Genomic DNA, 18,503 nt, shown 5'->3' with positions numbered 1-18,503 from the left:
GCTGGCCTCACTCCTAACGACTGCCAAGCGCTATATGCGGGCGGCCGGCGCCAGCTCAAATCATTGATTGCTCATGGCTCTCATGCGGAATGGCGCAAGTTTCCTAGGTGAATTCCGCAAGCCTCCAGCCATGGCGTCAAGCTGGCTGCGGGAATTCCCGGATGAAGCGGCGTTACTTTGCGGCCGTGCGGGGCCGGCAGGGATAGGCCGCCGCCAGTGCCGCGCCCACCAGCCGGTGGGCGTCGCTCTCCAGGGCCTCGGGGTGCGACTGGATGTACTGGATGACGAGGCCGGCAAGCTCGGCCTCCGGCAGGTTCACCTTGCTGTTCCACCTCGCGCCGTGGTTTGCCTCAACACAGTCGAAGGTATCGGCCACCCCGGCGATGAAGCCGGTGCATTCCGCCGCCTCGACAGGGTGGTCGGCGCCCGCCAGTCCGGCCGCGCAGAGCGACAGCAGCTGCCGGCCCGAGACCTCCGCGGCGGAGGCGGGGCCGACCGACAGGGCGGTGATAACAAGCACGGCGGCAAGCGAGCGATGCACGGTGGACATGTGCCCAGTCTCCTCGGTGGCGGAGAGCCATCCTGCAATCTCCGCGATGGGTCCCTTTTAGCCAACCAAAGCCGGCCCTGAATTGACTTCCCTCAAATTGACGTTGCGTTCAGATCACCGGATCCAGACACGTGTGGTGAAATCCGCGCGGCTTGGGGCCTGCTTCAGGCGACCTCAGCGGCGCCCCGTCGGCCTACCAGGCGCAGATGCGGAAATCCTCGCCATCCCAGCAGGCGCGGTCGTCCGCCGCCCGCCGCGCCGTGCCCCAGCGCGAACTGTGCCCGCCGCCGCTGTCGATGACGAGGCCGCTCACCTCCGCCGTATCCTTGCCCGTCAGCGTCACCGACACCACCCCGATGTCGCCATAGAGCTTCGGCTTGCCGTCGGCATCGGCAAGCGAGAAGGATCCCCCCGCCTCCGGCATGAAGTTGCACTTGCCCTTGAACTGCACGGCCTTGCCGGGCAGCGAGAGAATGGCGCAGTCGACCACCCTGTCGCGCGCCTCGGCAACGGGGGACAGCAGAAGGAACACCGCAACGGCAGCCAGCCGACGTTTCATGAAGCACCTCGCAGCGCTGCGGCCCGGAAGGCACCCGGCCGCGGCATCGGCCAAGCTTAGGCCGCTGCGGGCCTGATAACCACCCACGCCCTGCTCATGCCAGCCACGATATGGCAGCCGGCCCGGTCGATGCAGCGATGTGGCGTGAAATGGTGCTGCCAGGGAGGATTGAACTCCCGACCTCTCCCTTACCAAGGGAGTGCTCTACCACTGAGCTACGGCAGCGCACCATGTGAAGCGGGCGGACACATGCCACAGCGGGCGGGCTTGCGCAACCCCATCGCTTGACGATTGCCGCGGGGCGGCGGAAAAGCCCGTGATGGCTGCCGAAAAACCCTCATCCGAGGCCCGCAAGGCCCGCCTTGCGCGGGCGCTGAAGGCCAATATCGCGAAGCGCAAGGCGCAGGCCCGGGCGCAGGCCGCCACGCGGCCCGCGGGAGAAGCCCCCCCGGAAACGCCCCCTGACGAGGATGGTTGCCCCAATTGAGCCATCTGTGCTTGTTAGCGCCAAAACCGGGGCAGGTTCGGGGCCATTCGGGGTGATTCCCGGGCCGCCTGCCGAGCAGGGGAACAAAGTATGGATCGTATCCGCATCCGCGGCGGCAACCGCCTGAACGGCACCATCGCGATTTCGGGCGCCAAGAACGCCGCTCTTCCGCTGATGATCACCTCGCTGCTCACCCCCGGCACGCTGACCTTGTCCAACGTTCCGCGCCTCGCCGACGTGCGCCTGCTGCAGCGCATCCTGCAGAACCACGGTGTCGACATCACGGTCGCCGGCAAGCGCGCCGGCCAGACCGGCATGGGCGACGTGATGCACCTCTCGGCGAAGGACATCGTCGACACCACCGCGCCCTATGACCTCGTCTCCAAGATGCGCGCCAGCTTCTGGGTGCTCGGGCCCCTGCTGGCTCGCTGCGGCGAGGCGAAGGTGTCGCTCCCCGGCGGCTGCGCCATCGGCACGCGTCCCGTCGACATGCACCTGATGGCGATGGAGAAGCTCGGCGCCAGCCTCGAGATCGAGAACGGCTATGTGATCGCCGCCGCGAGGAAGGGCCTCAAGGGCGCGCACATCGTGTTCGACAAGGTGTCGGTCGGCGCCACCCATGCCGCGCTGATGGCCGCCGTGCTGGCCGACGGCGACACCATCATCGAGAATGCCGCCTCCGAACCCGAGATCGGCGACGTGGCCGAATGCCTCGTCAAGATGGGGGCGAAGATCGAGGGCATCCACACCCCGACGCTTCGCATCAAGGGCGTCACCAGCCTTGCGGGCTGCGAACACAGCGTGATCCCGGACAGGATTGAGACCGGCACCTATGCCATGTGCGTGGGCATGACCGGCGGCGACGTGCTGCTGAAGGATGCCAACGCCAGTCACCTCGGCGCCGTCATCGACGTCATGCAGCGCGCCGGCGTCAGCGTCGATGTGAAGAACGATGGCTTGCGCATCCACCGCAATGGCGCGGCGCTCGCGCCGGTGCGGCTCGACACCGAGCCCTTCCCCGGCTTTCCCACCGACTGCCAGGCGCAGCTGATGGCGATGATGACCATGGCCAATGGCACCTCCATCATCCGCGAGACGATCTTCGAGAACCGCTTCATGCATGTGCAGGAACTCGCCCGTCTCGGTTCCGACATCCACCTCCACGGCGACACCGCGGAAGTGCGCGGCGTGAAGAAGCTCACCGGTGCACCCGTCATGGCCACCGACCTCCGCGCCTCGGTCTCCCTCGTTATCGCGGGGCTCGCGGCCGCAGGCGAGACGATGATCAGCCGCGTCTATCACCTTGATCGTGGCTTCGAGACGCTGGAAGACAAGCTTGTCGCCTGCGGCGCCGATGTGGCGCGTATCTCCGGCTGATCCTGATGCTGCGCCTCTCCGCCCTCGACACCGAGGACCTCGCCATCATTTCCGCCCAGATGCAGGACGCCGTGCTGCTGGCGGGCGACATGAGCTATGACCGGAAGCGCAAGCAGTTCGTGCTGCTGGCCAACCGCTTCGCCTGGGATGACCCCGATACCCCGCAGCGCCGCCGCACCGGGCTGCACTTCGACCGCGTGCTCGCCGTCAAGACGCTGAACATGAGCCACCTGGAGAAGGACGAGGTGCTGTCGCTGCTCTCCGTCACCTTCGCCGAAATCGATGCGCCCTCGGGCGAGGTGCTGCTGGCCTTCTCGGAAGGCGCCACCATCCGGCTTTCCGTCGAATGCCTCGAATGCCAGATGAGTGACCTGGGCCCGGCCTGGGCCGCCATCGCCGTGCCGCACCACGACGTCGAGGACGAGGAAGAAGACGACCCGGCTTAGATCCCCCTCCCAGCAAGGGGAGGGGAAAATTCCTTCCACCACCCTATCCTCTCGTCGCCCTAGCCTCGCCTGCCCTCACCCGGCTATCCTCCCCCCATGACCGACAAACCGAAGACCCGCCTCGCGGCGGTCGAACTCGACGCCACCATCGGCCCCGGCCCCTCGCCCGAGGCCGAGCATGAGCGCCGTGTCGCCATCTACGACCTGGTGGAGGAGAACAGCTTCACGCTGCTGAGCCAGCCCGAAGGCCCCTACCGCCTCAAGCTCTCCACCGCAGATGGCCGGCTGATCTTCGACGTGCTGAACGAGCGCGAGGAGCGCCTCACCCTCATCGGCCTCTCGATGTCGCCCTTCCGCCGCATCGTGAAGGACTACTTCATGATTTGCGAGAGCTATTACGAGGCGATCCGCACGGCGACGCCGAGCCAGATCGAGACCATCGACATGGCCCGCCGCGGCCTGCACAACGAGGGCAGCGAGCTTCTGAAGGAGCGCCTCAACGGCAAGGTGGAAGTGGACTTCGACACGGCGCGCCGCCTCTTCACCCTCGTCTGCGTCCTGCACTGGCGGGGCTAGGCTCACCCGATGGCGGGAGACCTTCCCAGCGCCGTCCTCTTTGCCTGCACGCAGAACGTCATCCGTTCGGTGATGGCGGCCGCCATCATGAAGCATTTCTACGGCCAGCGCGTCTATGTCGCCTCCTGCGGGGTGCGGCCCGGAACGCCCGATCCCTTCGTCGCCACGGTGATGGACGAGATGGGCATCGACCTCGGCAAGCACCGCCCGCAGGGCTTCGAGGACCTCGAGGATTCGAGCTTCGACCTCGTCATTTCGCTCTCGCCCGAGGCGCACCACCGCGCCCTGGAGCTCACCCGCACCATGGCCATCGAGACGGAATACTGGCCCACCCTCGATCCCTCGATCACCGCGGGCAGCCGCGAACAGATTCTGGACAGCTACCGCGAGGTGCGCGACCAGCTGGTCCGCCGCATCAAGCAGCGCTTCGGCACGTTCGCGGCAAGAGGCGTGTGACTTCGTCTTCTCCCGCGCTGCGGGAGAGGACGCGCGGAGTTGGTCTAGCCACCTTCTCGCTTCCGTCCTACACTCATCCCATGCGCATCGACATGCAGACGGCCCAGGCCGAACTGACGAAGAAGCTGGGCGGCCTCCCCGACGCCGCCGACATCGCCTGGGCCACCATCTGGCTCGAGGCCTGCGGCTATTCCGGCGTGAAGCTCTTGGGCGAGGCGCTGAAGGACGAGCGCCGCACGCTGGACCTCACCCGCGATGCGCTGGGCATCGACCTGCAGCAGGTCTCCTGCGCCTTCCTCGCCCCCGCCATCATGCGCGAGGTCGCCGCCAACGGCCGCGCCTTCCTGCGCAACGTGCGGCATGGCCTCTACATGCTGCCTTTCACGGTCCGCGAGAACATTGGGCTGGGCTGCCCGGTGGACCCGTCCTTCGCGGTGGGCGGCGAGCGCCACAAGAACCCCTATGTGGAAAAGCTCGACCTCGCCGCGCAAGAGGGTCTGGAGATCGATGACGCTCAGTGGGCCGCGATCTAGGGTCCATTCCGCTTCACCGCACCACGCGTCTCATCATGCCCGGGCTTGACCCGGACATCATTTCGGGTGGGGCGGACAAGGATCGCCGGGACAAGTCCGGCGATGATGAGCAGAGGTGGCTGCAAGGCGGGGTGACGTCACCGCAAATATTGACTAGATGATCTCCAGCACAGTCACTCTCACGGAGCCATCATGCCAGGTCCACTCGCCGGTCTTCGCGTCCTCGACTTGAGCCGCGTGCTCGCCGGGCCCTGGTGCACCCAGATCCTCGCCGATTTCGGCGCCGAGGTGATCAAGGTCGAGAAGCCGGGCGAAGGTGACGACACCCGCGGCTGGGGACCGCCCTTCATCACCAACCCCGATGGCTCCAAGGGCGATGCGGCCTATTTCCTGTCCACCAACCGCGGCAAGTGGTCGGTGGAGATCGACATGGCGAGTGCAGAAGGCCAGAAGCTCATCCGCGATCTCGCGGCGAAGTCCGACATCGTGATGGAGAACTTCAAGGTCGGCGGCCTGAAGAAATACGGCCTCGACTACGAGAGCCTGAAGGCGGTCAACCCGCGCCTCATCTACTGCTCGCTCACCGGCTTCGGCCAAACCGGCCCTTACGCGCAGCGCGCCGGCTATGACTTCATGATCCAGGGCATGGGCGGCATCATGTCGGTGACGGGCCAGCCCGATGGCATGCCTGGCGCCGAGCCAATGAAGATCGGCGTGGCCTTCGCCGACATCTTCACCGGGCTCTACTGCACCATCGGCATCCAGGCCGCGCTGTTCCACCGCGAGCGCACCGGCGAGGGCCAGCACATCGACGTGGCGCTGCTCGACAGCCAGGTCGGCGTGCTGGCCAACCAGGCTCTCAACTATCTCGTCGGCGGCAAGGCGCCCACCCGGCTCGGCAATGCGCATCCCAACATCGTGCCCTACCAGACCTTCGCGACGAAGGACGGCCACATCATCATGGCTGTCGCCAATGATCGTCAGTTCAAGGAGTATGTGGGCATCCTCGGCCTGCCGCATCTGGCGGAGGATGAGCGCTTCAAGCTCAACCGCGGCCGCGTCATCAACCGCGCCGAACTGATCCCGCTCCTCGTCGAGCCGATGAAGACGCGCACCACGGCGGAATGGGTCCAGGCCTTCGAGAGTGCCGCCATCCCCTGCGGCCCGATCAACGCGATCGACCAGGTCTTTGCCAATGAGCAGGTGCTGGCGCGCGGCCTGCAGATCGGGCTGACGCGTGACGACGGCGTGCAGGTGCCGGGCGTCGCCAACCCCATCGTCTTCTCCGGAACCCCCATCCAGTACGACAAGGCCCCGCCGCGCCTGGGCGACGGCACGGAGAAGGTCCTGCGCGAGGAGCTGGGCCTGGACGCCGATGAGATCGCACGGCTGCGCAAGGCGGGCGTGATCGGGTAGACAGGCCGGCCTCTCTTCCCCTTCCACTCCACTCTCCTCATGCCACCCTCATGCCATCATCGCCGGGCTTGTCCCGGCGATCCTGTTGGCCGCCACGGAAAAGGATGGCCGGGACAAGCCCGGCCATGATGAGACTGTCAGCGCACCAGACACGCCCCCGCCGGGAGAGACCCGCTCCGGCCCCGAAAACAGATTCACAATGTCAATCAGCAGCAAGCACTTCAAGGAACACATACCTAACATAGGTGCGACCAAAAGTCAAGGAAAAATATCCTTTGACTGATTTCGATTCCGTGCCTGCGCAAAGAAAATGCCCGGGCTCTCACCCGGGCATCCTGAAAATCGAAACCGTTCGGCGCGGGCCTATGCGGCGCCCTCGCGCGAGCGGGGCGGCAGGCGGCCTTCCGGCGTCATGTGGTCGATGGCCTGGGGCAGCACCTGCGACAGGCGCTTGGCCAGTTCCTCGCGGCTGAGGCCGGTCTGCCGGGCCAGCTGGTCGAGCAGGTCCGGCCCCAGGGCCTGGCCCATCTCGGCCTCGTCCACCGGCTCGTTCTGGCCGGTCGAGACCCAGCTGTCAGCCTTCTTGGCCAGCCCCGAATTGCGGAAATGGTCGATCAGGTCGCCAAGGCCGCCGGACACGGCACCACCGCCATAGCCCGATCCGGCCATGTCGGTGCCCTGTTCGGCGGGGGCGGGCGAGGTGCCGCTGCCCGGGCTCTGCAAGTTCTTGATGAATTCCCCGATCTTTTCGCGATTCTGGTAGCCGGCCACGGCCACGAGACCCAGCAGGGCGGCGAGAGAAGGCATGCGGTTTGACATGTGACGCTCCAAGTCTATGGTCTTCTGAGGTGGCCCCGGCCACCAGGATTGCAAGGGGCAGGGGAACTGAAAACGCTCCTTGCCATTGGGTAGTCCTAGACCAGAAAACCATAGGGGACGTTGATGTCAATCATTTGGACGATCATCATCGGGTTTGTGGCGGGGGTTATCGCCAAGTTCCTGATGCCCGGCCCGAACGAGCCGCAGGGCTTCGTTCTCACCGCCATTCTCGGCATCGTCGGCGCCTTCGTGGCGACATGGCTTGGCCAGGCCATCGGCTGGTATGGCCCGGGCCAGGGCGCGGGTTTCATTGCCTCGATCGTCGGTGCGATCATCGTGCTCGCCGTCTGGGGCATGATCTCGAAGAACCGCCGGGCCTGAACCGTTTACCGTCTGCAAGGGGCGGGACGAGGCTTCGTCCCGCCCTTTTTCCATGTCGCTTTCAGGCTATCCGCCCCCCGCGGGACCGGGCATACACGGCCCATCATGGCCAACCTGATTATCACGTACTGGCGCGACATTCCTTCCGCGGTCTCGGTCAAGGCCGGCCGCAAGGAGGAAAAGCGCATGCTCGCCGACCGCTTCCAGGAAGCGATCGACATGGCCGCCATGCGGGGCGGCGCCTCCGATACCGACAGCTACCTCGCCGACTGGCGCCGGGCCGAGCCCGTCCCCGTGGGTGACGACCTCGCGGCGGAAGTCGAGAAGGCCAGGGCCGAAATCGAAGCCCTATTCACGCAAGACAAGCTCAAGACACTCATTGCCAACGGAGGCAAAGCCCAATGACCCATACCCTCGTCGCGTCCGCCACGCGTGAGCACATCATCGGTTTCGACCGCCCCTTCACCGTCATCGGTGAGCGCATCAACCCGACGGGCCGCAAGAAGCTCGCCGCCGAGATGCAGGCCGGCAACTTCGACACCGTGATCAAGGATGCGCTGGCCCAGATGGAGGCCGGTGCCCACATCCTCGACGTCAATGCCGGCGTCACCGCGGTGAACCCGAACGAATCCGAGCCGCCGCTGATGCGCCAGACCATCGAGATCGTGCAGTCCGTGTGCGACCTGCCGCTGTGCATCGACTCCTCGGTGTCCTCCGCCCTCAAGATGGGCCTCGAGACCGCCAAGGGCCGCCCGCTGGTGAACTCGGTGACCGGCGAGGAAGAGAAGCTCGAGGCCATCCTGCCGCTGGTGGCCAAGTACAATGTTGCCGTCGTCGCCATCTCGAATGACGAGACCGGCATTTCGGAAGACCCGGACGTGCGCTTCGCGGTGGCCAAGAAGATCGTCGAGCGCGCCGCCGACCATGGCATCAAGCCGCATGACATCGTGGTCGACCCGCTGGTCATGCCGATCGGCGCCATGGGCACGGCCGGCCAGCAGGTGTTCCGCCTCGTCCGCCGCCTGCGCGAGGAGCTGAAGGTCAACACCACCTGCGGCGCCTCCAACATTTCCTTCGGCATGCCCAACCGCCGCGCGCTCACCGGCTACTTCCTCGCCATGGCCGCGAGCCACGGCATGACCTCGGCCATCATGAACCCGCTGCACGACGAAGACATGCATGCGATCTTCGGTGCCAACGTGCTGAACGGCACGGATGCGCACTGCAAGTTCTGGAACAACAAGTTCCGCGACATGGCGCCTGCCCCCTCGACCGCAGCGCTTGCTCCGGGCGAGGCAGCGCCCTCCGCCGAGGAACTCGCCGCCCGCCGCGCCGCGCGCGAGGCGCGCCGCCGCCGCTAACACAGACCTTCCCCCTCCCCCTTGTGGGGAGGGCAGGGTGGGGGTGATGGCTGAGGCTCAGGCTCCCCCACCCACCGCGCGGCACCACCCCCACCCCTACCCCTCCCCACAAGGGGGGAGGGGAACAGAGATTGGCAGAGCGCAATGACCGAAACGAACCCCCTCATCGTCTTCACGCCTTCGGGCAAGCGTGGCCGCTTCCCCATCGGCACGCCGGTGCTGCAGGCCGCGCGCGCGCTCGGCGTCGACATCGACTCGGTGTGCGGGGGTCGTGCCATTTGCGGGCGCTGCCAGATCAATGTGGGCGAAGGCGACTTCGCCAAGCACGGCATCACCTCCACCGCCTCCCATGTCTCCGGCGTCACCAAGGTCGAGGAGCGCTACGACAAGATCCGCGGCCTGCCCGCGGGCCGCCGCCTGTCCTGCCAGACGCAGATCCTCGGCGATCTCGTCATCGACGTGCCGCCGGAGTCCCAGGTCCACAAGCAGGTCGTCCGCAAGGAAGCCGACACCCGCGCCATCGAGCTCGATCCCGCCACCAGGCTGTGCTTCATCGAGGTCGAAGAGCCCGACATGCACAAGCCGTCCTCCGATCTCGAGCGCGTCTACAAGGCGCTGCACGACCAGTGGGGCATCGACAATCTCTCCTGCGATCTTTCCATCATCTCCGACCTGCAGAAGACGCTGCGCAAGGGCGAGTGGAAGATCACTGCCGCCGTGTTCAGCCGCGCGCCGGGCGGCGGCAACCGCCTTGTCGCCATCTGGCCGGGCTTCCATGACAAGGTCTTTGGGCTAGCCATCGACGTGGGCTCCACCACGATTGCCGCCCACCTCACCAATCTCTCGACCGGCGAGGTGACGGCCTCCGCCGGCCTGATGAACCCGCAGATCCGCTTCGGCGAAGACCTGATGAGCCGCGTCTCCTACGTGATGATGAATCCGGGCGGCGAGAAGGAGATGACCGCCGCCATCCGCCAGGCGCTCAACACGCTGGCGCAGGACGTGGCGAGGCAGGGCGGCATCGAACTCACCGACATTCTCGAAGTGGTGCTGGTCGGCAACCCCGTCATGCACCACCTCTTCCTCGGCATCGACCCGACCGAGCTCGGCGGTGCGCCCTTCGCACTGGCCACCGGGCTCGCCGTCACCTGCCCCGCGAAGGAACTCGACCTGCATCTCAACCCGGGCGCCTGGGCCTATGTGCTGCCCTGCATCGCGGGCCATGTGGGCGCGGACACCGCGGGCGTCGTTCTCTCCGAAGCGCCGCATGAGCAGGACGAGATCATGCTGGCCGTCGACGTCGGCACCAATGCCGAGATTGTGCTCGGTTCCAAGGCGCGGCTGCTCGCCTGCTCCTCGCCCACCGGCCCCGCTTTCGAAGGCGCACAGATTTCCTCGGGCCAGCGCGCGGCCCCCGGCGCCATCGAGCGCATCCGCATCAACCCGGAAACGCTGGAGCCACGCTACAAGGTGATCGGCTGCGACAAGTGGTCGGACGAAGAGGGCTTCGAGGAGGCGATCGTGCAGACCGGCGTCACCGGCATCTGCGGCTCCGGCATCATCGAGGCGATTGCCGAGATGTATCTCTCGGGCGTCATCAACCAGGATGGCCTCATCGACGGCTCGCTGGCGGAGAAGAGCCCGCGCATCGAGCCGCACAAGCGCACCTTCAACTATGTGATCCGCGCCCCGAAGGAAGGCGGCAACGAGCCCCTGATCCGCGTGACGCAGAATGACGTGCGCGCCATCCAGCTCGGCAAGGCCGCACTCTATGCCGGCGTGCGCCTGCTGATGGACAAGCTCGGGATCGAACAGGTCGGCAAGATCAGGCTCGCCGGCGCCTTCGGCAGCCACATCGACGTCAAGTATGCGATGATCCTCGGCCTCATCCCCGATTGCGACCTCGCCAAGGTGCAGAGTGCGGGCAATGCCGCGGGCACGGGTGCGCGCATCGCGCTCCTCAACATGAAGGCGCGTGACGAGATCGAGAGTGTGGTCCGCCGCATCGAGAAGATCGAGACGGCGGTGGAGCCGATGTTCCAGCAGCACTTCGTCGAGGCCATGGCCATCCCGCACAAGACCGCGCCCTTCCCGCAGCTGTCGAAGGAAGTGACGCTGCCGCCGCCCAAGGATGTCGTGACGGCAGGTGATGACGGGGCCGAGCGCCGGCGGCGCAGGCGCGGCTGACCAGCCACTTCGGGGGCAATCATAACTTAGGATTGCCTTGCATCACTTTGCAGGGTAAGCAAGCTGTGTCGACAGCCCGAGAGCCACAGCCGCTTTCTGCCGCTCTCCCACAACCAGCGGAACAAACATGGCACTTTCGAAAAGACAGATTGCCTATCTCAACAAGATCATCAGCACGGCACAGAAGATGCTCGACACAGCGCATCTCGAGGACAGCCGCTCGGGCGGGCCCAAGCGCCGGCGGCGCTCGGCTGTCGAGGCCGAGAAGATGCGTGCCGATATCCTGGCGAAGCGCGCCAAGGGCGTACCGGCCACCAAGCTGGCCGAAAAATACGGTGTAAGCACCGCCTATATCTACATGATCAAGGAGTAGCGGCGAACCTCTGCTACCCTATGGCGCCGAATTGTAAGTTGAGCAATTTGGCAAACGGTTACTGAAAAGCATTTCTGCAACTTAGTGCAACTCGCATGCTCACTCCCCTCATGACGGTCCTTGCCCGCACCGGGCTCGATGCCCTGGTGCTGGTGCCGGGCGCCAATTTCCGCCGCGTCTTCGGCAAGGACTTCCACCAGATGGAGCGCCCGCTCGCCGTCATCGTGCCACGTCAGGGCGAATCAGTCGCCATTGTGCCGCATCTCGAAATGGGTTCCTTCACCCCCATCGGGTTCCCGGGCAGGGTCTTCCCGTGGCGTGACGAGCAGGGCTACATGGGTGCCTTCATGGCGGCCGGCGAGGCCCTTCCGCAACTGCGCAAGGCGGCGCGCATCGGTGTCGAGGGACAGCGCATGCGGGTGTTCGACCTCTTCGCCCTGCAGCAGGCATTGCCCGGCGCGGAATTCATCGACATTCATTGCGAGATCTCCAGGGTCCGGCTGCACAAGACACCTGACGAGATCGAACTGCAGCGCAAGGCGATCCGCATTTCCGAAGCGGCGCTCGAGGCAACACTCGCCGAGGTGAGGGTCGGCATGACCGAGACGGAGGTCGAGGGCATCCTGCTGCGCAACCTGTTCTCGCATGGCGCCGATGGCCTTTCCTTCGCACCCATCGTGGCGGCGGGCGACAATGCCGCAAAGCCCCATGCCCACGCACGACCCGACTATCACCTGAAGCCGGGTGACCCTCTGCTGATCGACTTCGGCGGCACCTACCAGGGCTATAGCGCCGACATCACCCGCACCTTCTTCGTGAAGGAGGTGTCCGACTACGACCGCGCCTTCTACGAGACGGTGCTGGCCGCCAACACGAGGGGCCGTGAAATTTCCCGCCCAGGCATCACCGCCTCCGACGTCGACGATGCCGTGCTGACCGTGCTCGAGCAGTCGCAATTCGCGCAATTCTGCCGCCACAAGACCGGCCATGGCCTGGGCCTCGACGTGCACGAGGCGCCGCAGATCATGCGGGGCAACAGGGATGTCCTCGAACCCGGCATGGTCTTCACCATCGAGCCCGGCCTCTACCGCGAGGGCGAGGCGGGCGTTCGCATCGAGGACGATGTGGTGGTGACGGAAGACGGCATCGAGTGCCTGACGAGCTTCCCGCGCGAGCTCAGGATCGTGGGGTAGAGCCCCACACCTCCTGCCTTCATCATCGCCGGGCTCGTCCCGGCGATCCTCCTTGGTGACCTGGAAAAAGGATGCCCGGGACAAGCCCGGGCATGATGAATGTGTGGGGTGCGCATGGCGTCCCTATCGTCTCCCTGCCCCGCTCACTTTCGTCATCTCCTCATTGCCATGTGCCGCGAGCACGCGGCCGGCGAGGTAGAGCGAGCCGCAGATGAGGATGCGCGGGGCCGGCACGGTCGATGACGCCTGGCGCAGTGCCGCGTCGAGATTGGGCGCGGTTTCCGCCTGCAGGCCATGCGCACGGGCAGACTCGGCAAGCTTGTCTGCCGGCACCGCATTCTCCTCGTCCGGAATCGTGATGGTGATCACGCGGCTGGCGATGCCGGCGAAGCAGCCGATGAAGCTGCCGACATCCTTGGTGTTGAGCATGCCCCAGACCATGACCAGCGGGCGCGAATGCCTTTCGTTGAGTTCCGAGAAGGCCTGGGCCAGCACACGGCCGGCAGACGGGTTGTGGCCGCCGTCGAGCCAGAGTTCCGACCCGGCGGGAACAAGTGCCGAGAGCGCGCCCTGCCCCAGCCGCTGCATGCGGGCGGGCCAGGTGGTCGACTTCAGGCCCTCGGCGATGTGGGCGTCGGTGATGCGCGGATCATCCAGCACGCGCAGCGTGGCGATGGCGTTGCCGGCATTGTCGATCTGGTGGCGGCCCTTCAACTGCGGCAGCGGCAGGTCGAGCAGGCCCTTCTCGTCCTGGAAGACGAGGCGGCCATGCTGCTCGTAGGACGACCAGTCCTGGCCTGCGATGTGGAGCGTCGCACGCACCCGCTCGCCCACGCGCTCGATCTCGGCGCGGGCCTCGTCAGGCTGGACGCCGATGATGGCCGGACGCCCACGCTTCAGGATGCCCGCCTTCTCATGCGCGATGAGGCTCAGCGTGTCGCCCAGATATTGCTGGTGGTCATAGTCGATGGTGGTGATGACGGAGACCGCGGGGTCGATGACATTTGTGGCATCGAGCCTGCCGCCCAGGCCCACCTCGAGGATCAGGTAATCGGCCGGCGTGCGGCTATAGGCGAGGAAGGCGGCGGCCGTGGTGATCTCGAAGAAGGTGATGGGCAACCCGCCATTCACCTGCTCGCATTCCTCCAGCAGCGCCGTGAGATCGGCTTCGGAGATCAGCTCGCCCGCAACACGGATGCGCTCGTGGAACTTCACCAGATGCGGCGAGGTATAGGCATGGGCCTTGAGGCCTGCGGCCGCCATGATGTGGCGGAGATAGGCGACGGTAGAGCCCTTGCCGTTGGTGCCCGCGACGTGGATCACCGGCGGCAGCTTCCTCTCCGGATGACCAAGCTTCGCCAGCAGCGCCTCCATGCGGCCGAGGCTCAGGTCGATGATCTTCGGGTGCAGCGACAGGAGCCGCGTCAGGATGGCGTCGCTGAGGGCCAAGATCAGGCCTCGACGGGAACGACAGCGGTCGAGGGGATTTCGCGCGAGGGTGCCTTCATCAGCATGCGCACCATGCGCGACAGCACCTCGCGCATCTGGTGGCGGTGGACGACCATGTCCACCATGCCATGCTCCTCGAGATATTCCGCTCGCTGGAAGCCGTTGGGGAGCTTCTCCCGGATCGTCTGCTCGATGACGCGCTGGCCGGCGAAGCCGATGAGCGCACCGGGTTCGGAAATGTGCACGTCACCCAGCATGGCGTAGGAGGCGGTCACGCCGCCGGTGGTCGGATGCGTGAGCACCACGATGTAGGGCAGCTTGTTGGCGCGCAGTTCCTGCACGGCAACCGTGGTGCGTGGCATCTGCATCAGCGACAGCACGCCCTCCTGCATGCGGGCACCGCCGGACGAGATGAAGAAGATGAAGGGCGTCTTCTTCTCCACCGCCTTGCGCATGGCGGTGACGATCGCTTCACCTGCGGCCATGCCGAGCGAGCCGCCCATGAAGGCGAAGTCCTGCACGGCGATGGTCACGGGGAAGCCGTCGAGTTCGCCAACGCCGGCCTGGATGCAGTCGTCGACGCCGTTCTTGGTGCGGGCTTCCTTGATGCGGTCGGCATACTTCCGTTCGTCGCGGAACTTCAGCGGATCCGCCGGCACCTGCGGCATGGCGATCTTCTCATAGGCGCCGTCGTCGAACATGGACTTCAGCCGCACGTCGGGCGGCATGCGCATGTGATAGCCGGATTGCGGCATGACATGCTGGTTGGCCTCGAGGTCCTTGTAGAAGACCATCTGGCCGGAGTCGGGATCCTTCACCCACATGTTCTCCGGCACCTCGCGCTTGTCGGTGCCGAGGATCGACCGGATTTTTGGGCGGACGAAGTTCTTGATCCAGTTCAAGTGACTAGCTCCTCACGCCTTGGGCGATGTCCGAGACCAGTGCATGCACGGCCTTGGCCGTCTTAGAGGTGGGTTTTCCGGCTTTTGTGAGGCTCTTCTCGACGGCCTGCACCAGCGCCGAGCCGACCACCACGCCGTCGGCATCCTTGGCGATGGCACGGGCCTGCTCGGCCGACTTGACGCCGAAGCCGACGCAGATGGGGAGCTTCGTGTGCTTCCTCAGGCGGTTGACGTTGGCCTTCACGCTCTTGAGGTCCGGCGCCTTGGTGCCGGTGATGCCGAGCACCGAGACGTAATAGACGAATCCGCTCGTGTTGTGGAACACGGTGGGGGCGCGATGGTCATCCGTTGTCGGCGTGGCGAGGCGGATGAAGTTCTGCCCGGCCTTGAGGGCGGGAATGCAGAACTCGCCGTCTTCCTCCGGCGGCAGGTCGACGATGATGTAGCCGTCCACACCCGCGGTCTTCGAGTCCTTCAGGAACTTCTCGACGCCATAGACATAGACCGGGTTGTAATAGCCCATCAGCACGATGGGCGTGTCCTTGTCCTGCTTGCGGAAGTCCTTCACCAGCTTCAGCGTCTTCTTCATGTTCTGGCCGGCGGCCAGTGCGCGCAGCCCAGCGGCCTGGATCGCCGGGCCATCGGCCATCGGGTCGGTGAAGGGCATGCCGATCTCGATCACGTCGGCACCGGCCTTGGGAAGCCCTGCGATGATCTTGAGCGAGGTGTCATAGTCCGGGTCACCCGCCGTCACGAAGGTGACGAGGGCGGCGCGGCCTTCCTTCTTCAGGGCCTCGAAGCGGCGGTCGATGCGGGTCGTCACAGCTTTGCTCCCAGGATGTCGGCCACCGTGAAGATGTCCTTGTCGCCGCGGCCGCAGAGATTCATGACCATCAGATGGTCCTTCGGCTTCTTGGGCGCGATCTTCATCACATGCGCCAGCGCATGCGAGGGTTCGAGTGCCGGAATGATGCCCTCGAGCTTGCAGCAGAGCTGGAAGGCGTCCAGCGCCTCCTTGTCGGTGGCGGAAACATATTCGACGCGCTTCATGTCATGAAGCCAGGCGTGCTCCGGGCCGATGCCGGGATAGTCGAGGCCCGCAGAGATCGAATGGCCCTCGATGATCTGGCCATCGTCATCCATCAGCAGATAGGTGCGGTTGCCATGCAGCACGCCCGGCTTGCCGCCGGTGATCGAGGCCGCATGCTTGGTCTTGGTCTTGAGGCCGAGGCCCGCCGCTTCGACGCCGATGATCTCGACGTCCTTGTCATCGAGGAAGGGATGGAACAGGCCCATGGCATTGGAGCCGCCGCCGATGGCCGCGACGAGCGAGTCCGGCAGGCGGCCTTCGCGCTTCAGCATCTGCTCCTTGGTCTCGCGGCCGATCACCGACTGGAAGTCGCGCACCATTTCGGGATACGGGTGAGGGCCCGCGACGGTGCCGATGCAGTAGAAGGTGTCCTCGACATTGGCCACCCAGTCGCGCAGTGCCTCGTTCAGCGCGTCCTTCAGCGTGCGCGAGCCGGACTTGGCGGGAACCACCTCGGCGCCCAGGAGCTTCATGCGGAACACGTTGGGCTTCTGCCGCTCCATGTCCACTTCACCCATGTAGACGATGCATTCGAGGCCGAAGCGGGCGCAGGCGGTGGCGGTGGCCACACCATGCTGGCCGGCGCCGGTCTCGGCGATGATGCGCTTCTTGCCCATGCGGCGGGCGAGCAGGATCTGGCCCATCACGTTGTTGATCTTGTGGGCGCCGGTATGGTTCAGCTCGTCGCGCTTGAAATAGATCTTGGCGCCGCCGAGGTGCTCCGTCATGCGCTCGGCGAAATAGAGCGGGCTGGGGCGGCCGACATAATGCTCGAGGAACGAGTCGAGCTCCGCCTGGAAGCTCGGGTCGGCCTTGGCGGCCTTGTAGGCCTGCTCGAGTTCCAGGATCAGCGGCATCAGCGTCTCGGCGACGAAACGGCCGCCATAGATGCCGAACAACCCGTTCTCGTCAGGGCCCGTGCGGAAGGAATTGGGGGTGTTCACGTTCATGGGGCTGATACTGCCTTCTTGTCGTATGCTGGCCCGGTTCTAGCGGGCTGACTTGGCGGCCTCAATGAATTTCCGGATGAGGTCGATATCCTTGATGCCGGGGGCGGATTCGACGCCTGACGACACATCCACTACGGGCGCACCGGTGACCCGGATGGCCTCTGCGACATTCTCGGGCGTCAACCCGCCCGCGAGCATGAAGGCGGGGCGTTTCCCCCCCTCCAGCAGGCCCCAGTCGAAAGCATGGCCATTGCCGCCCGGCAGCGCATTGCCCAGCGTCTCCGGCGCCTTGGCATCATAGAGGATAAGGCTCGCCACGGTGGAATAATCCGCCGCCGCGTCAATGTCGGCGTCGTCCTTCACCCGGATGGCCTTGATGACGGGCTTCGCCGTCAGCTGGGCGATCTGGGCGATGCGCTCCGGCGTCTCGGAGCCATGGGCCTGGATGAGATCGGGCCGGACCTCGGCCGCAATCGCTTCCAGTAGCGCATCGTCGGCATCGACCACGAGGGTGACGATCCTGGCCTTGCCGCGCGCCCGGGCGGCGAGCGTCGCCGCCTGTTCCAGCGTGACGTTGCGCGGGCTTTTGGGGAAGAACACGAAACCCACGAGATCGGCACCGGCATCCAGCGCCGCATCCACCGTCTCCGGCGTCGAGAGCCCGCAGATCTTGACCTCAACCGGCATGGAGCGTCCCCAGAATGTCCTGCGCCGCCCTGGCCGGGTCTGCCGCCCCGGTGATGGCGCGGCCGATGACGAGGATGTCGGCACCCGCCTCCAGCGCCGCGGCCGGCGTGGCTACGCGCTTCTGGTCTTGCACCGCGGCGTCCGCCGGGCGGATTCCCGGGACGACGGTGAGGAAGTCGCGGCCAAGGTCATGGCGGATGCCGACGAGGTCATGCGGGCTGCAGACCACGCCATCGAGGCCGGCGCGCTTGGTGAGCTCTGCCAGCGAGCGGGCATGGGCTTCGGTGTTCTTCGCCGTCTCGAAGCCGGCGGCCCAGATATCGTCATCCGACAGGCTCGTGAGGATCGTCACGGCGATGAGCTTCGCCCGGCCGTCGACGGCGTCCGCCGCGGCCTTCATCATGTCGAGGCCGCCGGTGGCGTGCAGGTTCACGATGCCCGGCGTGGGCGTGATCTTCATCAGCGCCTTCATGGCGGAGGCGACCGTGTTCGGGATGTCGTGGAGCTTCAGGTCGAGGAAGATAGGCAAGCCCGTCTCCGCGACGCGCGTGTAGCCGGCAAGCCCATGGGCATAGAAGAACTCCATGCCGATCTTGGCCCAGCCCACATGCGGCTTCAGCGTTTTCGCCAGCGCCACGGCCTTCTCGAGGTCCGGCGTGTCGATGGCGACGCAGATCGGGTTGGCGGGCATGCGGGAGCTCCCTGTTCCCT

General features: G+C 65.7%; 22 protein-coding genes and 1 tRNA gene. 13 read left to right on the top strand and 10 right to left on the bottom strand.

Annotation, left to right across the window (positions count from 1 at the left end):
* Positions 1 to 172 precede the first annotated feature (172 nt).
* The 3 genes from DK847_RS12460 to DK847_RS12450 form a co-directional block, all read right to left on the bottom strand.
* A complete protein-coding gene (locus tag DK847_RS12460; protein ID WP_111198843.1) occupies positions 173 to 550 on the bottom strand; it encodes a Rap1a/Tai family immunity protein in 378 nt (125 codons plus the stop codon).
* A gap of 193 nt (positions 551 to 743) precedes the next feature.
* Positions 744 to 1,109: a hypothetical protein gene (locus DK847_RS12455; RefSeq protein ID WP_146256109.1), complete on the bottom strand. Its 366-nt coding sequence runs from the start codon at positions 1,107 to 1,109 to the stop codon at positions 744 to 746.
* A gap of 150 nt (positions 1,110 to 1,259) precedes the next feature.
* Positions 1,260 to 1,334, bottom strand: a tRNA-Thr gene (locus DK847_RS12450).
* A gap of 94 nt (positions 1,335 to 1,428) precedes the next feature.
* Here DK847_RS12450 and DK847_RS20790 point away from each other — a divergent pair.
* The 7 genes from DK847_RS20790 (at position 1,429) to DK847_RS12420 (ending at position 6,400) form a co-directional block, all read left to right on the top strand.
* Positions 1,429 to 1,596, top strand: a complete 168-nt coding sequence (locus DK847_RS20790; protein ID WP_193548198.1) for a hypothetical protein — start codon at positions 1,429 to 1,431, stop codon at positions 1,594 to 1,596.
* 90 nt (positions 1,597 to 1,686) lie between these two features.
* Positions 1,687 to 2,973 (top strand): UDP-N-acetylglucosamine 1-carboxyvinyltransferase, encoded by a 1,287-nt coding sequence (murA, locus tag DK847_RS12445; RefSeq protein ID WP_111198841.1) that lies wholly within the window; start codon positions 1,687 to 1,689, stop codon positions 2,971 to 2,973.
* 5 nt (positions 2,974 to 2,978) lie between these two features.
* Positions 2,979 to 3,419: a DUF2948 family protein gene (locus DK847_RS12440; RefSeq protein WP_111198840.1), complete on the top strand. Its 441-nt coding sequence runs from the start codon at positions 2,979 to 2,981 to the stop codon at positions 3,417 to 3,419.
* Between the two features lie 96 nt (positions 3,420 to 3,515).
* Entirely contained in the window at positions 3,516 to 3,995 is a 480-nt protein-coding gene (locus DK847_RS12435; RefSeq protein WP_111198839.1) for a UPF0262 family protein, read from the top strand.
* Between the two features lie 9 nt (positions 3,996 to 4,004).
* Entirely contained in the window at positions 4,005 to 4,451 is a 447-nt protein-coding gene (locus DK847_RS12430) for an arsenate-mycothiol transferase ArsC (protein WP_111198838.1), read from the top strand.
* 80 nt (positions 4,452 to 4,531) lie between these two features.
* Positions 4,532 to 4,984, top strand: a complete 453-nt coding sequence (locus DK847_RS12425; RefSeq protein ID WP_111198837.1) for a hypothetical protein — start codon at positions 4,532 to 4,534, stop codon at positions 4,982 to 4,984.
* Positions 4,985 to 5,176: 192 nt separating this feature from the next.
* Positions 5,177 to 6,400 (top strand): CaiB/BaiF CoA transferase family protein, encoded by a 1,224-nt coding sequence (locus DK847_RS12420; protein ID WP_111198836.1) that lies wholly within the window; start codon positions 5,177 to 5,179, stop codon positions 6,398 to 6,400.
* Positions 6,401 to 6,763: 363 nt separating this feature from the next.
* On the opposite strand, the gene DK847_RS12415 is transcribed toward DK847_RS12420, so the two are convergent.
* The gene (locus tag DK847_RS12415) at positions 6,764 to 7,219 is read right to left on the bottom strand and encodes a YidB family protein (RefSeq protein ID WP_111198835.1); all 456 of its coding nucleotides are present in this window, start codon (positions 7,217 to 7,219) and stop codon (positions 6,764 to 6,766) included.
* A gap of 123 nt (positions 7,220 to 7,342) precedes the next feature.
* On the opposite strand from DK847_RS12415, the gene DK847_RS12410 reads away from it, so the two are divergent.
* The 6 genes from DK847_RS12410 (at position 7,343) to DK847_RS12385 (ending at position 12,714) form a co-directional block, all read left to right on the top strand.
* Positions 7,343 to 7,600, top strand: coding sequence for a GlsB/YeaQ/YmgE family stress response membrane protein (locus tag DK847_RS12410; protein WP_111198834.1), 258 nt, complete (start codon positions 7,343 to 7,345; stop codon positions 7,598 to 7,600).
* A gap of 105 nt (positions 7,601 to 7,705) precedes the next feature.
* A complete protein-coding gene (locus DK847_RS12405) occupies positions 7,706 to 8,005 on the top strand; it encodes a virulence factor (RefSeq protein ID WP_111198833.1) in 300 nt (99 codons plus the stop codon).
* Positions 8,002 to 8,961, top strand: a complete 960-nt coding sequence (locus DK847_RS12400; RefSeq protein WP_111198832.1) for a methyltetrahydrofolate cobalamin methyltransferase — start codon at positions 8,002 to 8,004, stop codon at positions 8,959 to 8,961. The genes DK847_RS12405 and DK847_RS12400 overlap by 4 nt, the downstream gene beginning before the upstream one ends.
* A 144-nt stretch (positions 8,962 to 9,105) precedes the next feature.
* The gene (locus DK847_RS12395) at positions 9,106 to 11,148 is read left to right on the top strand and encodes an ASKHA domain-containing protein (RefSeq protein WP_111198831.1); all 2,043 of its coding nucleotides are present in this window, start codon (positions 9,106 to 9,108) and stop codon (positions 11,146 to 11,148) included.
* Positions 11,149 to 11,275: 127 nt separating this feature from the next.
* Positions 11,276 to 11,521 carry a hypothetical protein gene (locus DK847_RS12390; protein WP_111198830.1) on the top strand — a complete coding sequence of 82 codons (246 nt, stop codon included), beginning with the start codon at positions 11,276 to 11,278 and terminating at the stop codon, positions 11,519 to 11,521.
* A 95-nt stretch (positions 11,522 to 11,616) separates the two neighbouring features.
* Positions 11,617 to 12,714, top strand: a complete 1,098-nt coding sequence (locus tag DK847_RS12385) for a M24 family metallopeptidase (RefSeq protein WP_111198829.1) — start codon at positions 11,617 to 11,619, stop codon at positions 12,712 to 12,714.
* Between the two features lie 123 nt (positions 12,715 to 12,837).
* Here DK847_RS12385 and DK847_RS12380 read toward each other — a convergent pair whose 3' ends face one another.
* From DK847_RS12380 to pyrF, 6 genes are read right to left on the bottom strand one after another with little or no spacing between them, the layout of a single operon-like run.
* Positions 12,838 to 14,163 carry a bifunctional folylpolyglutamate synthase/dihydrofolate synthase gene (locus tag DK847_RS12380; protein ID WP_245414595.1) on the bottom strand — a complete coding sequence of 442 codons (1,326 nt, stop codon included), beginning with the start codon at positions 14,161 to 14,163 and terminating at the stop codon, positions 12,838 to 12,840.
* Between the two features lie 2 nt (positions 14,164 to 14,165).
* The gene (accD, locus tag DK847_RS12375) at positions 14,166 to 15,065 is read right to left on the bottom strand and encodes an acetyl-CoA carboxylase, carboxyltransferase subunit beta (RefSeq protein ID WP_111198828.1); all 900 of its coding nucleotides are present in this window, start codon (positions 15,063 to 15,065) and stop codon (positions 14,166 to 14,168) included.
* A gap of 4 nt (positions 15,066 to 15,069) precedes the next feature.
* Entirely contained in the window at positions 15,070 to 15,888 is an 819-nt protein-coding gene (trpA, locus tag DK847_RS12370) for a tryptophan synthase subunit alpha (protein WP_111198827.1), read from the bottom strand.
* Complete coding sequence (gene trpB, locus DK847_RS12365; RefSeq protein ID WP_111198826.1) at positions 15,885 to 17,105, bottom strand: tryptophan synthase subunit beta; 1,221 nt, start codon at positions 17,103 to 17,105, stop codon at positions 15,885 to 15,887. The genes trpA and trpB overlap by 4 nt, the downstream gene beginning before the upstream one ends.
* A gap of 39 nt (positions 17,106 to 17,144) precedes the next feature.
* Positions 17,145 to 17,792: a phosphoribosylanthranilate isomerase gene (locus DK847_RS12360; RefSeq protein ID WP_111198825.1), complete on the bottom strand. Its 648-nt coding sequence runs from the start codon at positions 17,790 to 17,792 to the stop codon at positions 17,145 to 17,147.
* Entirely contained in the window at positions 17,782 to 18,483 is a 702-nt protein-coding gene (gene pyrF / locus DK847_RS12355; protein WP_111198824.1) for an orotidine-5'-phosphate decarboxylase, read from the bottom strand. Before pyrF ends, DK847_RS12360 begins: the two co-directional genes overlap by 11 nt.
* Positions 18,484 to 18,503 lie beyond the last annotated feature (20 nt).

This window comes from Aestuariivirga litoralis (genome assembly GCF_003234965.1).
Taxonomy (GTDB): domain Bacteria; phylum Pseudomonadota; class Alphaproteobacteria; order Rhizobiales; family Aestuariivirgaceae; genus Aestuariivirga; species Aestuariivirga litoralis.
This window is presented reverse-complemented; position numbering and strand designations above follow the sequence as displayed.

What these genes read in the sequence shown, in the direction of transcription:
- DK847_RS12460 (WP_111198843.1), bottom strand. Translation starts at nt 550, where the DNA reads ATGTCCACCGTGCATCGCTCGCTTGCCGCCGTGCTTGTTATCACCGCC.
- DK847_RS12455 (WP_146256109.1), bottom strand. Translation starts at nt 1,109, where the DNA reads ATGAAACGTCGGCTGGCTGCCGTTGCGGTGTTCCTTCTGCTGTCCCCC.
- DK847_RS20790 (WP_193548198.1), top strand. Translation starts at nt 1,429, where the DNA reads ATGGCTGCCGAAAAACCCTCATCCGAGGCCCGCAAGGCCCGCCTTGCG.
- murA (WP_111198841.1), top strand. Translation starts at nt 1,687, where the DNA reads ATGGATCGTATCCGCATCCGCGGCGGCAACCGCCTGAACGGCACCATC.
- DK847_RS12440 (WP_111198840.1), top strand. Translation starts at nt 2,979, where the DNA reads ATGCTGCGCCTCTCCGCCCTCGACACCGAGGACCTCGCCATCATTTCC.
- DK847_RS12435 (WP_111198839.1), top strand. Translation starts at nt 3,516, where the DNA reads ATGACCGACAAACCGAAGACCCGCCTCGCGGCGGTCGAACTCGACGCC.
- DK847_RS12430 (WP_111198838.1), top strand. Translation starts at nt 4,005, where the DNA reads ATGGCGGGAGACCTTCCCAGCGCCGTCCTCTTTGCCTGCACGCAGAAC.
- DK847_RS12425 (WP_111198837.1), top strand. Translation starts at nt 4,532, where the DNA reads ATGCGCATCGACATGCAGACGGCCCAGGCCGAACTGACGAAGAAGCTG.
- DK847_RS12420 (WP_111198836.1), top strand. Translation starts at nt 5,177, where the DNA reads ATGCCAGGTCCACTCGCCGGTCTTCGCGTCCTCGACTTGAGCCGCGTG.
- DK847_RS12415 (WP_111198835.1), bottom strand. Translation starts at nt 7,219, where the DNA reads ATGTCAAACCGCATGCCTTCTCTCGCCGCCCTGCTGGGTCTCGTGGCC.
- DK847_RS12410 (WP_111198834.1), top strand. Translation starts at nt 7,343, where the DNA reads ATGTCAATCATTTGGACGATCATCATCGGGTTTGTGGCGGGGGTTATC.
- DK847_RS12405 (WP_111198833.1), top strand. Translation starts at nt 7,706, where the DNA reads ATGGCCAACCTGATTATCACGTACTGGCGCGACATTCCTTCCGCGGTC.
- DK847_RS12400 (WP_111198832.1), top strand. Translation starts at nt 8,002, where the DNA reads ATGACCCATACCCTCGTCGCGTCCGCCACGCGTGAGCACATCATCGGT.
- DK847_RS12395 (WP_111198831.1), top strand. Translation starts at nt 9,106, where the DNA reads ATGACCGAAACGAACCCCCTCATCGTCTTCACGCCTTCGGGCAAGCGT.
- DK847_RS12390 (WP_111198830.1), top strand. Translation starts at nt 11,276, where the DNA reads ATGGCACTTTCGAAAAGACAGATTGCCTATCTCAACAAGATCATCAGC.
- DK847_RS12385 (WP_111198829.1), top strand. Translation starts at nt 11,617, where the DNA reads ATGCTCACTCCCCTCATGACGGTCCTTGCCCGCACCGGGCTCGATGCC.
- trpB (WP_111198826.1), bottom strand. Translation starts at nt 17,105, where the DNA reads ATGAACGTGAACACCCCCAATTCCTTCCGCACGGGCCCTGACGAGAAC.
- DK847_RS12360 (WP_111198825.1), bottom strand. Translation starts at nt 17,792, where the DNA reads ATGCCGGTTGAGGTCAAGATCTGCGGGCTCTCGACGCCGGAGACGGTG.
- pyrF (WP_111198824.1), bottom strand. Translation starts at nt 18,483, where the DNA reads ATGCCCGCCAACCCGATCTGCGTCGCCATCGACACGCCGGACCTCGAG.